Origin of the sequence: Microcystis aeruginosa FD4 (assembly GCF_009792235.1) — a bacterium.
GTDB lineage: Bacteria > Cyanobacteriota > Cyanobacteriia > Cyanobacteriales > Microcystaceae > Microcystis > Microcystis viridis.
The window spans coordinates 2395230-2408463 of record NZ_CP046973.1; the positions used below are offsets into that span (position 1 = coordinate 2395230).

11 protein-coding genes are annotated in these 13234 nt (G+C 46.5%); 6 read left to right on the forward strand and 5 right to left on the reverse strand.

Annotated features, from left to right (window positions below):
* Positions 1-28: 28 nt before the first annotated feature.
* Positions 29-859, forward strand: a complete 831-nt coding sequence (locus tag GQR42_RS12125; protein WP_158200169.1) for a class I SAM-dependent methyltransferase — start codon at positions 29-31, stop codon at positions 857-859.
* 413 nt (positions 860-1272) lie between these two features.
* Positions 1273-1497 carry a hypothetical protein gene (locus tag GQR42_RS12130; RefSeq protein WP_158200170.1) on the forward strand — a complete coding sequence of 75 codons (225 nt, stop codon included), beginning with the start codon at positions 1273-1275 and terminating at the stop codon, positions 1495-1497.
* 508 nt (positions 1498-2005) lie between these two features.
* On the opposite strand, the gene ssuD is transcribed toward GQR42_RS12130, so the two are convergent.
* The 5 genes from ssuD to GQR42_RS12155 all read right to left on the reverse strand — a co-directional run bounded on the left by ssuD (position 2006) and on the right by GQR42_RS12155 (position 8240).
* Complete coding sequence (ssuD, locus tag GQR42_RS12135) at positions 2006-3124, reverse strand: FMNH2-dependent alkanesulfonate monooxygenase (RefSeq protein WP_158200171.1); 1119 nt, start codon at positions 3122-3124, stop codon at positions 2006-2008.
* Positions 3125-3269: 145 nt separating this feature from the next.
* Positions 3270-5264, reverse strand: coding sequence for a LysR family transcriptional regulator (locus tag GQR42_RS12140; RefSeq protein WP_334310629.1), 1995 nt, complete (start codon positions 5262-5264; stop codon positions 3270-3272).
* A 27-nt stretch (positions 5265-5291) separates the two neighbouring features.
* On the reverse strand, positions 5292-6341 hold the full coding sequence (locus tag GQR42_RS12145; protein ID WP_158200172.1) for an LLM class flavin-dependent oxidoreductase: 1050 nt from the start codon (positions 6339-6341) through the stop codon (positions 5292-5294).
* A 95-nt stretch (positions 6342-6436) separates the two neighbouring features.
* Complete coding sequence (locus tag GQR42_RS12150) at positions 6437-7675, reverse strand: RNA-guided endonuclease InsQ/TnpB family protein (protein ID WP_158202461.1); 1239 nt, start codon at positions 7673-7675, stop codon at positions 6437-6439.
* A complete protein-coding gene (locus GQR42_RS12155; protein ID WP_158202460.1) occupies positions 7647-8240 on the reverse strand; it encodes an IS607 family transposase in 594 nt (197 codons plus the stop codon). The genes GQR42_RS12150 and GQR42_RS12155 overlap by 29 nt, the downstream gene beginning before the upstream one ends.
* A 508-nt stretch (positions 8241-8748) precedes the next feature.
* On the opposite strand from GQR42_RS12155, the gene sfnG reads away from it, so the two are divergent.
* Genes sfnG through GQR42_RS12175 form a run of 4 tightly spaced genes read left to right on the forward strand, consistent with a single transcriptional unit; the run spans position 8749 to position 13186 of the window.
* On the forward strand, positions 8749-9846 hold the full coding sequence (sfnG, locus tag GQR42_RS12160; protein ID WP_158200173.1) for a dimethylsulfone monooxygenase SfnG: 1098 nt from the start codon (positions 8749-8751) through the stop codon (positions 9844-9846).
* Positions 9847-9886: 40 nt separating this feature from the next.
* Positions 9887-11395, forward strand: a complete 1509-nt coding sequence (locus GQR42_RS12165; RefSeq protein WP_158200174.1) for a sodium:solute symporter family protein — start codon at positions 9887-9889, stop codon at positions 11393-11395.
* 20 nt (positions 11396-11415) lie between these two features.
* Positions 11416-11931 (forward strand): hypothetical protein, encoded by a 516-nt coding sequence (locus GQR42_RS12170; RefSeq protein WP_158200175.1) that lies wholly within the window; start codon positions 11416-11418, stop codon positions 11929-11931.
* A gap of 40 nt (positions 11932-11971) precedes the next feature.
* Positions 11972-13186: an SfnB family sulfur acquisition oxidoreductase gene (locus GQR42_RS12175; RefSeq protein ID WP_158200176.1), complete on the forward strand. Its 1215-nt coding sequence runs from the start codon at positions 11972-11974 to the stop codon at positions 13184-13186.
* The last annotated feature ends 48 nt before the right edge of the window (positions 13187-13234 follow it).

The following is a 13234-nucleotide window of genomic DNA, read 5'->3' on the forward strand; positions in this document are numbered from 1 at the left end:
ACGAATTGCCAACGAATATAGTAAGCTAATGAAACTCTTAAATTTTGGCTGTGGCTCTACTTTTCATCCCGCTTGGGTGAATATTGATATAGCGTCATCTTCACCAGAAGTTAGAGAATATGATATTCGTAAAAACTTGCCCTACCCAGATGCTGAATTTGATGCCTGTTATAGTTCCCATGTCTTAGAACACTTTCAACAAGATGAGGCAAAAAAACTGCTAACTGAATGTTACCGAATTCTTAAATGTAAGGGTGTAATAAGAGTCGTTGTCCCTGATCTCGAAGCAATAACTAGAGAATATTTGTCCACTTTAGAAAAAGTCGATTCAGGGATTAAAGAAGCAGAACCTAACTATGACTGGATGATGCTGGAGCTTTATGATCAAACTGTTCGCGGTGTTGGCGGAGGTAAAATGAAAGATTTTTTGCTAAACCCCATTATTAATAATAAAGATTTCGTGCGTTATCGAATTGGTGTGGAAGCGCAAAAGTTTTGGGAAATTCCACCTGATCAAAAGTCCCTGATCGAGAGAATAATGGCTAAGAGTCCCGCTTGGTTTTTACAGAAACTGAGAATTATCATAGCTAAATATCTAGTAGCACTTGTGGCAGGAAATCAAGCTAAAAAATCTTTTGAAGAGGGGATATTTCGGAATTCAGGGGAAATTCATCTTTGGATGTATGACCGCTATTCCTTAAAGCGGCTGCTGGAGCAAGTGGGATTTATTGATGTGCGTGTTTGTCGTGCTGATGATAGTAGAATACCAGATTTTAATAGTTACGGTTTAGATATGATAGAGGGCAAAATTCGCAAACCAGACTCTTTATTTATGGAGGCCATGAAACCCGAGAGATAACTACACTAAATTCAACTTCGGAGTGGCTAAGGAAAAAGGGAGCATCTCACTTATGCAATGAGTATTAATATTTATAGCAGTCAAAAACTAGAAAATCTTCAACTTGATCACAAAGAGAAATGGCGTTGCTGAATCAAGGTATGAATGACAACCTTGCACCCATCCAAAAGTTAGTTTGTGTCTAGGTTTTAAAAATCCCACAAAAGAAGATTCATATCTAAAATCAGCAACGCCATGAAACCTTAACGGAAAATTCATTAGGTGAGGATGGGTCGGTTAAATCTACTCGGTTGATCGTGGGAAATTCCGTCACCGTTACGGGTGAGCATCCCAGAAAAGGACAGACGGGGGAGATAACTGCGTTGCCCAATCCCTAAGCGGCCATCATCCTTTTCGACGATGGCAACAGGGAAATGTTAGGTTCGGACTTCCTTTCCCCAAAAACCATCGATGTGGCCGCTAAATTTCAGATCAGGGAAGGGCTGAATTACAGGGCCGGTAACGGCTGTGAGTGTTATGTCAGGGTAGAACAGGCTACTTGGGAGCGGCTGCTACGATACCGAAATCGCATCGGTACGGCAACCCTCGATGGGGCTATCAAACGAATGTTAGAAAGTATCGAGAACGGCCCACCCTAATACCAAATTTCTAATACTAAATCCGTTGAGTATAGGTAACATATTAGGATAGGCACTCATGCAAGAGGCAAAAGGGGGAATAGATAATCAGTTTTTAATAACTGGATTTAGTATTACTTATTCCAACTGACGGTTCGCTCATTTTCCACATATAGTGTTTTGGATTAAGCTATCCACTGTCTGTATTGGCATAAGTTGAACTAATACCAATACAGGTAGGTTTGATCAGTCATTGAAACACTACCTAGGGCTTGCTGAATAAATCTAAAAACCTTGTTGGATCAGACTTTTAGACTTTTTTTCCCTCAAAAAGTGCCAGCCGTTGCGGGGATCGGGGGGAAAATCCCTGGACTTTTTCCCTGAAAATTAGGTAACTGACCACCTGAAAATAGGTAAAACCCCACACCCCACACCCCACACCCCACACCCCACACCCTGCCCCTAGGAAAAGCTTTTTCAGCAAACCCTACCTATAGTGATTCCCCAACCGAGAGTACACTAGCGGAAATTAGATATTGGCAACGATCTCGCCGAAAGGAGCGAGAACCTGAACGGGTTGGGGTCGGATCGGCGCGCTCTCTACTGGTAAACGGGGAAACAACAGTTCGGCAGCCCGGTAGGCTTCCTCTAGATGGGGATAACCGGAGAGAATAAACGTCTCGATACCGAGATCTCGGTATTCGAGCAGACGGCGCGCTACCGTATCCGCATCCCCCACGAGAGCGGTTCCCGCCCCCCCGCGTACCAAACCCACCCCGGCCCAGAGATTGGGGCTAATTTCCAAGGCGGCGCGACTGCCGTTGTGCAATTGACTCATCCGCCGTTGCCCTTCCGAGTCCATGCGCGCGTAGGCGTTTTGGGCGGTGGCGATCGCTTCCTCGTCTACATAGCGGATCAATGTCTCCGCCGCCTCCCAAGCTTCGCTGGCCGTTTCCCGGACGATAACGTGTAAACGAATGCCGAATCGGAGCGTCCGACCGCGGGCCTCGGCTAAACGGCGCACGGTGATGATTTTTTCGGCCACCGCGGACGGGGGTTCGCCCCAGGTCAGATAGACATCGACGTGTTTAGCGGCGATCTCGTGGGCGATGGGCGAGGAGCCACCGAACCAAAGGGGTGGGTGGGGCTTCTGTACGGGGGGAAACAGGACTTTTCCTCCCTCGATCCGCAGGTAATCGCCTTGAAAGTCCGTGTTCGGTTTCGATAATAGTTGTCGCCATACCGTTAGAAATTCATCGGTTAGACGGTAGCGAGCATCATGGTTTAAATGTACGCCATCTCCCGCCAATTCCACTGGATCGCCTCCCGTGACGACGTTAATTAGTAAGCGCCCCTCGGAAAGGCGATCAAAAGTGGCCGCCATTCTCGCCGCCACCCCAGGAGAAACTAACCCCGGCCGCACCGCCACGAGAAAGCGCATCTGTCGCGTGTGCGTGACAAGGGTGGAAGCGACGATCCACGCGTCCTCGCAGGAACGCCCGGTCGGTAAAAGCGCACCCGTGTAGCCTAAATCGTCTACGGCACGCGCAATCTGCAACATATATGCGAAAGTAACGCTTCTCCCGCCGATCGCCGTTCCCAGATAACGTCCGTCGCCGTGGGTCGGGATAAACCAGAGTAATTGCATGGTCGGTATCCTTCGTGTAGAAATAATAACACATTAATTCTATCGAAATATTGTATTTTAAAAAGTATCATCTGGACGAAAATTTCTGTTACCATTTGCTCGGAATTTGACGGGTATGAACGGGTATAAAGTATCTCAAAAATTTTTATAGAACTTGAGCGTACCGATTAAATTTTTCCTCTGGAAAATAACCATTAGAGAGTTGGCTCGAAAAAGAAACCTGATGGAAATGGTAATCTAGTTCGAGTAAATTATAGACTAGCCGTAAAAAATAATCGTCCATCCAAAAATCTACGTCAAATAATGAGATACCGTATTGTCCATCTAACCTACGATTGAGGGTTTTTAATAGCCAAGACCATTGGGGTTTTAGGGTGGGATCGGTGTGGTTTCCAGAGCCAGGAGCGAAGAACTGAAATACCCGATCAGGACAAACCACTGTTACATCGTTTAACAACTTGATCGCTCTTGCGGAATCCGAATGAAACCAATGATTGGCGATTACCAAGTCCTGTAGGTAAGCGATAACAAGTTTGGGGTTTTCTTTGAGAAACCGCGATCGACAAACAATGCCTCTAAGGGAAGGAATTCTTAAACCGAAATTTTGATCTAGGGGTAATTTTTTGGCTGAAACGTATTCTTGAAAAATAGAAGTAAAAGTATCACAACATACATGGGCATCTATTTGTTTTTTTCTCAAGCTCATACTTGCCGTATGTGGATCTTCATTAACCAAGTGACAATCTCGACTGATCTCCAGTCCGTACAGGTTAAAAAGAGTGATAATAAATCGATGCGCATTGGAACCAAATAAGGTGGAAATACGCTTGCCTCTTAGTTCTGGAACTGTGGCGATTGGAGAGTCTTTAGGAAGCAGAATCCTCATATCTTCACCGAAAATATTATAAGAGGCAATCCCGATTAGTTTAGAACCGAAACTTAGATTGTTAAAAAAAATAGTACCATTGTTTAAAAGAGAAATATCGTCTAAAATACAGATATCTAAATCTCCTCTTTTCATTTGTTGATTCATTTGTTCACCACAAGCGAATTCAACGATCTGTAAGGTAAAATTTCGATCGATCTCGATATTTTTCTGAAAAATTGGTTGTTCGTTGGACTCTCGCTGTAGATCGAAAACATATTTAACTCCATAGCTGGCGATAAACTGTCCGATCGAATCCCGTTGAATTCCAACTCTGAGTATATTTTTCGTTGGCAAAGTATCGCTGGCAAAAATAAGATTCGGTTGAGGGGAAATTGCTAAATCATCCTGATCGATGCGAAAACTTCTAACCAAACTTTCTCCTAATATTAATAGCTCGCTAAAATGAGGGACGTGCAGATAGACTCCATATTCGTTGACATCCTGTATAGGTATTATCGATGCTGGATAATTCAAGAGTGAATTAAATTGGCAAAAATCAGGCAGGATAGTTGATTTATGGCTTTTTTTCAGAGAATCGAGAAGTTCTTGATAACTTTCAATGATTCGTACATCCCTTAGATAGTTTAATACAACTTGATTTTTACAAAGCTCTTGATAAATTTCATCTAAAAGAAGCAAGTCGGTTGGGTTTATATCTGAGATTTTAATCGATTTTTTGCCAGGAAATAGATCATTCTTACCGAAAGAAATCAGTTGGAAGCGGTGGGTAGTTAGTCTAGTACAATGATGTTTATCTTTATAAGCGGAGAAACTGTTGAGCATAATATCAATGTTTTTGGGCGAGGATTCGGCCAATAAACCTTGAGCGGATAGGGAAATCTCTTGAATATTTCGACTTGGAAAGCAAAGCTGAAATCGTCGCCAGTAATGTTTTAACCAGACTTCTACAATTAAAGGGGTAGCACCGAGAATTAAGTCTTCTCCGTCGGCACTTAAGGTCAGCTGAAACTCTCGTTGAAGGGTTTCCACAGTTTCTATCACCGGAAAGGTTTGAGAAATTAGCTTTCTACCCTGATTGGTTAGTTTGATCGAGCCAGGGGAGCGATTAACTAGCAATACTCCAAAATAATCCTCTAATTGCTTGACTTTTTTGCTAATTAATGATTGACTATAGCCCAATTGATAGGCCGCTTTAGAAAAGCTACCAGAATCATCGACCGTCTTGAGAATTTTCAGGTGATTTAGGGTAATGTCTTACGAGGTAATTCGACTCATAATTCACCGAGAAATTAAAGGATAGGGGTGTGAGTATCGATCGATCACCTGTTGATGAAAATAGAGAGCATCTTCCCGGGTGAATTCAAACTTGAAGATAATCAGGTCAACCCCGATAGATTCGTAGTCTCTCAAGCGACGGATCACCGTCTGTGGATCGCCGACAAATCGAGCCGAGAGGCCAAGATTTGCCTCGATCGTTTGACCGATATCTAGTTTATTGTGGGCTACTGCATTGGCATCGATTTGTTGTTGGAAATAACGAATTTTTCCAGTGTCGGCAGAGCGATAAATCTTGTCTAGTCTGGACTCGGCTTCGACCGTGGTAGGGCGGACAATGGCGAAAGCGCTCATCGCTACTTGAATCTGCCGTTGATAGCGATCGCTCGTCCATCGTTTTACCTTCTCCACCAGCGCGGCCGTTTTTTCCAGATCATCCGCATTAATAAAAAGATAATCCCCCAAACGAGCCGCTAGATCGATCGCTCGTTCCGATTCTCCCGCCATAAAAACGAGAGGAAGCGGTGTCGGTCGCTCGGCTAAAATGCCCTGGGTGATCGTGTAATATTTGCCCCGATAATTAAAATCGGCAGTCGTCCATAATCCCCGAATAATCTGAAGATATTCTTCTAATCTAGCGTAGCGATCGCCGTGGGAGAGCCAAACATCACCGTAGCTTTCCACTTCTAGTTGCCACCACCCCGCGATCCCGCTCAAACCGAACCGGCCTCCATCGGGTTGATTCTGGAGAGCGGCACTTAGCTTGGCCACCACTGCGGGCAATTTAAACCCCGGTTGTACGGCCGTGACGATTTTAATCTCTTGGGTCGCTAAACTCACCGCGCCGGCCGTGAGCCAAGCGTCAGTTACGTCATGATCCGGCCCGTGTACCGCATTGAGATAGTGTTCGGGAATGTAGTAGAAATCATAACCCACTCGATCGGCTTGAACGGCCAACTCGACCAGATCGCAAATCGACCAATTTCTCTCCGGATTAATCACTCGCAACCATCCACCACAAACGGGGGCCCAAATTCCAAACTGAAGCGGCATAGGTGTTTTCCAATACCCACGAGGGAGACGTGTTTTTTAGGAGCCATCACTCTATCATGTTCCTTCCGCAGAAGCGTTATCTTTCCTTATAGTTACTAATTCTGTCCGCAAATATTGCATCTAGAATTAGCTTTGTACGCTTTGACCCGTACTGGGTTAACTACGAACCTCTCTATCGGATTCCCGCTAAAGGCGGCCTCTCCGACTACCTTTCTTCCAATATTTAAGGAACCATTAATATCTGCTCCATAGAAATAACCCGACGAGCTTCTGAATAGTCCTCTTTTAATTCTCTTGCCTAAATAGCTTTTTTGCTTTTGAATAGACTCTAAGTCCAAGAAACTACATTTAGAGGTATAGCTTTCATTAGTTGTTTTGACCTCTATTCCTACTAAATTTGCTTTATAGGTAAGTTGTTCGATAAACCTTGAATGAGGAATATTTACGAATGACTGGTTATTTCTATCTCCAATATTAAGGTTTTGTTGACCGCCTTGATTATGACCAATAACTAAAAGGTTAATTTGATGAGCTAGTAATTGATCAATAATATATTTACTAGCGGTGTGGAGGTAATAATCCACCTGGCAATTACGCTTTAAAGTTAAACCTTGTATTCTTTTACTGGTCTTCTGTAGACTGGGTAATTCCGATTTGAGTTTAGCTAGTGTCTTGTTGTACTTTTGATTGCAGGATTTTAAGGCTTTTCCACATACTAAAGTTGGCGGAAATTCGGGAATATTAGAGGTAACAGCAGCTAGGTTATTTAAGCCTAAATCGATAAAAGCATATCTTTCTCCCTCTTGACTTGATGAGGAGGGTTGTTCATAGACAATCTCTAAACAATAAGCACCCAATTTAGGAATAATCCTGACCTCTAAGACTTCCTTTAAATTAGTTTTAAATTCTAAATTAGTCCCTGATAGCTTGATTAAACCTTGCTTCAACGCTTTTTGAGAAATGGCTTGATAGTTATAAGTTAAAACGTTTCTACCTTTTTCCTTGTCTTTGTATCTTGGCAACTTAGGCTCTCCTGTAAATTTATCTGGCGATTTTTTGTATTGTTCTTTCGCTTTTTGGTAGGATTTAAAGGTTTTTTCTACTTGCTTTAATACTAACTGACTTACTTTGGCGGGTAAGGCTTGATAATCTGGACTCATTTTTAAGGCATGATGTAACTCAGTCATTGTTAAAAATGGTTGATGTGAAAAGAAAACTTGACGGTTTAAATAAACAGCACAATTATACAGATTCTTCGATAAAAATCCTAATTTATCAATTACTGAATAATTTTTGTGATTAAATTTAATTAGATGTTTTTGAACTAATTTCATCATTCTCCTCAAGGCATTTAATTAAACATTCTGTCTTTCTATTTCGTCGTCTTAATGAGTATAATCGAGCGCAAAATGAGGTAATTATGCTCACGAAGTCTTGCCTTAAATCGTCTTTTCTTTCTTCTGCTAGATTAACGACCTCTAGCTCTCTATTTGTTTGAGTTAAAAGAACTTTCAGATAATTAAACCCTACTCTGCTTAAACGATCTTTATGTTCTACGACAATCAAATTATAATCAGTTTGTTCTAGAAGTTTTAATAATAGCTTTCGATGCTCATTGACTCCACTTCCTACTTCTTTAACTACTCGAACAATTTGATAGCCTTTCGCCCTACAATAAGCTTCCAATCTTTTTGCCTGAGTCTCTAAGTTAGATTTATTTTCTGAACTAGAAACTCGCGCATAAATAGCTACTTTATTTTCACCGCAAGAACGGTCATCTTCAAAAATAATAATTGTTCCTGTAGGAAGACGTTCTCCTTGTAACTGCCCTCGATTCCACATTCTCCAAGCAGTGTCATAACTGATCCCTTTCTTCTTAGCATAATCTGATAGTTTCATGTGAACTGCAATGTAAACTTGTACTAACCATAGTAGCAGTTGTTTGCAGTCATTTGCATATATTTTTTTACAAAACTTTACAATACCGAAATTCCTCTTGTCTATCACGATTTGGAATATTAGGTATTGAGGTTCGATTGGAGTACCCCTGGAAGACGCACCGTATTCCAAAATGGCATAGAAAAAGTCAATCGGGGTGTATCAAACTACGACGTCATCCTTGACTAGTGATTACACTGAAAGGCAATCAACTATATTTCGGTCGAATTACAGTATTCCTCTGCTCCAGGCTTGAGACAGAGCGAGTTTTGACCCCGATATAGGTAACTCGAATCTTGCTAGAAACAGCATTCTAAAGACTTGAGTTAGGGTGCTTGGCGATCGCTAAAAACGGGATCGCTCCTCCAGACGAACACGAAAGAGATCGTCCGAAATGACCGTGTACACCGGATTCTCGCGAACGGTGAAGCGATCGAACCAATAGTTTCCATCACGGAGTAACCGAATCATGGTAGATATTAAGTTCGCTTACTGGGTTCCCAATGTTAGTGGCGGGTTAGTGGTGAGTAAAATCCCGCAAAACACCGATTGGACCTACGATTACAACGCTTGGCTGGCACAGACTGCCGAAGAAGTCGGGTTCGAGTACGCGTTAGCCCAAGCCCGATTCATCGCCAGCTACGGCGCGGAGTATCAACTAGAGGCCTTTGCCACCGTCGCCGCCCTCGCCCCCGTAACCAAGAAAATCACCCTAATCGCCGCCGTCCATCCCGGTTTATGGCATCCCGGGGTAGTCGCCAAAATCGGCTCGACGATCGATGTCATTTCCAAAGGTCGTTTCGCCCTCAACATCGTCAGTGGCTGGTTCAAGGGTGAATTCACCATCTATGGTGAACCTTGGCTCGATCACGATGAACGCTATCGACGCTCCGAGGAATTCATTCGCATCCTCAAGGGACTGTGGACAGAAGACGAATTCCACTTCAAAGGGGATTTTTATCGCATCAATGGCGGTTGGGTCAAACCCCGCCCCGTTAATAATCATCCCCATCCCGAAATCTTTCAGGGAGGTAACTCCAAAGCCGCCCGACAGATGGCCGGTCGGGTATCGGACTGGTATTTCATGAACGGCAACTCGATCGAGGGAGTCCGCGAACAGATCGAGGAAGTTTCCGCCCTTGCCCGTCAAGCCGGCCGTAGTATCAAGTTCGGTCTCAACGCCTTTATCCTCGTCCGTGATACCGAAAAAGAAGCCCACGAGGTACTGCGGGAGATTATTGCCAAAGCCGACAAAGAAGCCGTGCAAGGATTTGGCGAAGCAGTCAAACAAGCGGGCTCCGCCACCAGTGAAAAAGTGGGAATGTGGGCCAACTCGAACTTTGAAGATCTAGTACAGTACAACGATGGATTCCGTACCGGACTGATCGGCACAAAAGAACAGGTAGCCGAAAAAATCCAGCAGTTTCACGCCGTGGGGGTCGATTTGATTCTCGGTGGTTTCCTGCACTATACGGACGATTTACCCGCCTTCGGTCGCGAGGTGATCCCGCTCGTGCGGCAACTGGAATCCCGTCGTTCCCCCAGAGAAGAGTTCGCCCTAGTTTAAGCGAAAGAAAGAAATACACTAAGGAAAAAATCAAATCGTAATGGAAGGGATTAGTCTCGCTAAGGCAGCTCTACTTGGACCGAGCGAGGGAATTGTCACCCTGATCGCGTTAGGTCTGGCTATGTTGATTGTTTCCTACTACGCTAAGTGGAAACTGGTAAAAAACACCCACGATTTTGTGATTGCCGGTCGCAAGCTGGGTTTAGGATTCGGGATTGCCGGCTTACTTTCCGTCTGGACTTGGGTGATCGGGATTTTACTGCCGATCGGGGTCACCTTTAAGTACGGATTATCGGGCTTATTTTGGTTTACCGTCCCCAATGGTGCAGCGGTCATTGCCGTGATTCCCTTTGCCAAAAAGTTACGGCGATTGATGCCCCACGGTTATACTATCAGCGAGTTTATCTCCGCTCGTTACGCGGGAGCAAAATTGGCTCGCGTGGTCGTAGTCGCTGGTATCCTCTTCGGGGCGATCCAAATTGTCACGGTGAATCTCAAGGGAGCATCCCTGATGGTGGCGACGATCTTCGGTCTTCCAGAGGGGGTAGTGGCAACCATCTCCTCGATCGTTATTCTCCTGTACATCAGTTTAGGGGGACTCTGGGCATCCATGGCTACTTCTACCTTGATGTGTCTGCTGATTATGGTTCCCTCTGTCCTGGTCACCACGGCGATCTTAGGCCAGGTGGGCGGGGCGGAAGCCTTGTGGCACACCGTACAGAGTCAGGGCGGCGAACTTCTTTCGGTGACGCGACCGGATGCCTTCCAGAATTTCGGCTTAACCTTCGCCCTCGCGCTGATTACCGCCACGATCGCAGGACAGGAATTCTGGCAGGTGGCTTGGGGGATCAAAGAACGGGAATTAGGCAAAACCTTTTTCTGGGGTGGGGGACTCTACTATGTGGTCGCCCTCTGTCTAGGGGTGGTAGGGCTGGTGGGCATCGCGCTCAAGGTGGATCTGGCCCGGGATATTGGTGGTGATCCCGCCGCATTGGGTCCTTTTTTGATTTCCCATTTAGGCTTGCCCGATTGGGTGATCTACCTGTTCGTGATCATTGTGCTGTCGGCCTGCTATTCCACCTGTGACGGCACATTGGCGGCGGTTAGTTCGGTTTCTGCGGTGGATGTGATCAAGCCCCTGTTCCCCGATATTTCCGATCGCTCCCTCTTCGCTTGGACGCGGTTTTCGATGGTCTTAGCGGCGGGAATTTCGGTGGCGGTGGTGCTATCGGGAATCGATCTGGTGACGCTGGTACTGGGGACTTCCATCATCCGCGCCGCCGTTCTCGTACCCCTGATACTGTCGATCATCTGGTCGCGAATGAATGCCACGGCCTTTACCGCCGGGACGATCATCGGTCTGATTGCCGGGGTTTTCACCCTCGCCAAGTTCGGCGAGGAGATCGGTACCTATACGGTAGTCGCAGTCAGCACGATCGTCCCAATTGTGATTGCCTTGACCAATTCCCGACGCTTCGATTACACCCAACTACGTCAGGCACAGGATCTATCCGAGATACCGGACACTTCTTCTGTCGCGCTGCGATAAGTTTTCACAGAATCACGATCATGAATAGTCTCTTGCAGATGATACCGCCCTCCTTGCGGACTTGGGCGAAGCGGCTCGGCTATTTCCTGGGCGGCACGATACTCACGGTTTTCTATGCCGGAGCGGTTCCCGCCCAAAGTCTCCCTAGTCGTCCCCTAACTCAAAATCCCTATTCCCCGACCACCATTATCGCCGGTGTTATTGCCGCTATCATCACGATTTTCTTTCTGCGGGGAATGTATCTCGTCTTGACCTACGCTTCGGCAACCTATGGACTCGAAGAGGAGGAAGAAGAGGGGAATCTAGAAGGGAGCCAGGAAAACAATGCCTTACTCTCTGGAGCCTTCGGTTGGATTATCGGTTCGGCTCTGATCATTACTTCCTACGGATTCGGCGGTCGGTTCTTGTATATCGGCCCGATCGTCTGTTTGCTCGGCCCTCTCGTTCCCATTTTCGCCATGAACCGCGATATCCAGAAATACCGGCAAGTTTTGGCCCGTAGGGCGAGATATCAGTCCTCGCGCTCTCTGTATTAAAAGCTAGGCCACTCTATCTCACAGTCTAGGAGTAGTAACCATGACCACGTTAGTAAATGTTGAAACGGAACCGACCGCCCATCTGATTCAAGACGATCGAGAAGCGATCGCTATGGCCAAAGAACTGGCCGCAGAATTTCTCCAAGAGGATTCCCTCCGCGATCGCGAACGCCGTCTACCGGTGGAGGAGGTAAAAAAATTCTCGCGAAGCGGGCTATGGGGGATCATCGTTCCCAAGGAATACGGGGGTGCGGGCGTATCCTACGCCACCCTAGCGGAAGTGATCGCCATTATTGCCGAGGCGGATTCTAGTTTGGGACAGATTCCCCAGAATCACCTCTATATGGTGGAAGCGATCCGGCTCGACGGTACGGAGGAACAGAAGCGATTTTTCTTTGACTTGGTACTGCAAGGCAAACGGTTTGGGAACGCCTTCTCAGAGATCGGCACCAAGTCAGTGACGGACGTGCAAACCAAATTAACTCCCTCGGGCGATGGCTACGTTCTCAACGGACGCAAGTATTACTCCGCCGGCGCCCTGCTGGCCCATTGGATTCCCACGATCGCCGCCGATGAGAACGGCAATACGATCGTCGCCTTTGTGGAACGGGATGCGGAAGGCTTGACTCTGCTCGATGATTGGACGAGTTTCGGTCAACGCACCACCGCGAGCGGCACGACGATTCTCGAAAATGTCCGGGTGAAACCGGAACACGTCATCCCTCACTATCTAGCTTTTGAACGGGCGACCCCGATGGGTGCGGTGGCACAGATTATCCAAGCGGCGGTAGACGTGGGCATCGCCAAGGCCGCCCTGCGGGATACCCTGTATTTCGTCCGCAACCATACCCGTCCCTGGGTGGATAGTAACCAGGAGAAGGGTTTTGAAGATCCCCTGACTCTCTACAATCTGGGCAACGTGATCCTACAGACCCATGCGGCGGAAGCCCTACTACGTCGCGCCGGGGAATTTATCGACGCGGCCTATGAATCCGGGTTAGAGGAGGCGAAAGTAGTGGCATCCTCGATCGCCGTCGCCGAGGCCAAAGCGATCGCCACGGAAGCCTCCCTACTAGCCACCAATAAACTCTTTGAACTGGCTGGCACGAAGTCCACCCTACAGGAATTTAACTATGATCGCCACTGGCGCAATGCCCGCGCCCACACCCTCCACGACCCGGTGCGCTGGAAATACTATGCGATCGGCAATTACTTCCTCAACGGTGCCAACCCGCCCCGCCATCCTTGGCTATAAGTCCGCAGGAGCAAGGGAAGCGCCCTCCCTCTCCTCCTGATTTCTACC

Bases quoted from the DNA above. Each gene is read 5' to 3' on its own strand.
- GQR42_RS12125 (WP_158200169.1), top strand. From the start codon at position 29: ATGAAACTCTTAAATTTTGGCTGTGGCTCTACTTTTCATCCCGCTTGG.
- GQR42_RS12130 (WP_158200170.1), top strand. From the start codon at position 1,273: ATGTTAGGTTCGGACTTCCTTTCCCCAAAAACCATCGATGTGGCCGCT.
- ssuD (WP_158200171.1), bottom strand. From the start codon at position 3,124: ATGCAATTACTCTGGTTTATCCCGACCCACGGCGACGGACGTTATCTG.
- GQR42_RS12145 (WP_158200172.1), bottom strand. From the start codon at position 6,341: ATGCCGCTTCAGTTTGGAATTTGGGCCCCCGTTTGTGGTGGATGGTTG.
- GQR42_RS12150 (WP_158202461.1), bottom strand. From the start codon at position 7,675: ATGAAATTAGTTCAAAAACATCTAATTAAATTTAATCACAAAAATTAT.
- GQR42_RS12155 (WP_158202460.1), bottom strand. From the start codon at position 8,240: ATGAAACTATCAGATTATGCTAAGAAGAAAGGGATCAGTTATGACACT.
- sfnG (WP_158200173.1), top strand. From the start codon at position 8,749: ATGGTAGATATTAAGTTCGCTTACTGGGTTCCCAATGTTAGTGGCGGG.
- GQR42_RS12165 (WP_158200174.1), top strand. From the start codon at position 9,887: ATGGAAGGGATTAGTCTCGCTAAGGCAGCTCTACTTGGACCGAGCGAG.
- GQR42_RS12170 (WP_158200175.1), top strand. From the start codon at position 11,416: ATGAATAGTCTCTTGCAGATGATACCGCCCTCCTTGCGGACTTGGGCG.
- GQR42_RS12175 (WP_158200176.1), top strand. From the start codon at position 11,972: ATGACCACGTTAGTAAATGTTGAAACGGAACCGACCGCCCATCTGATT.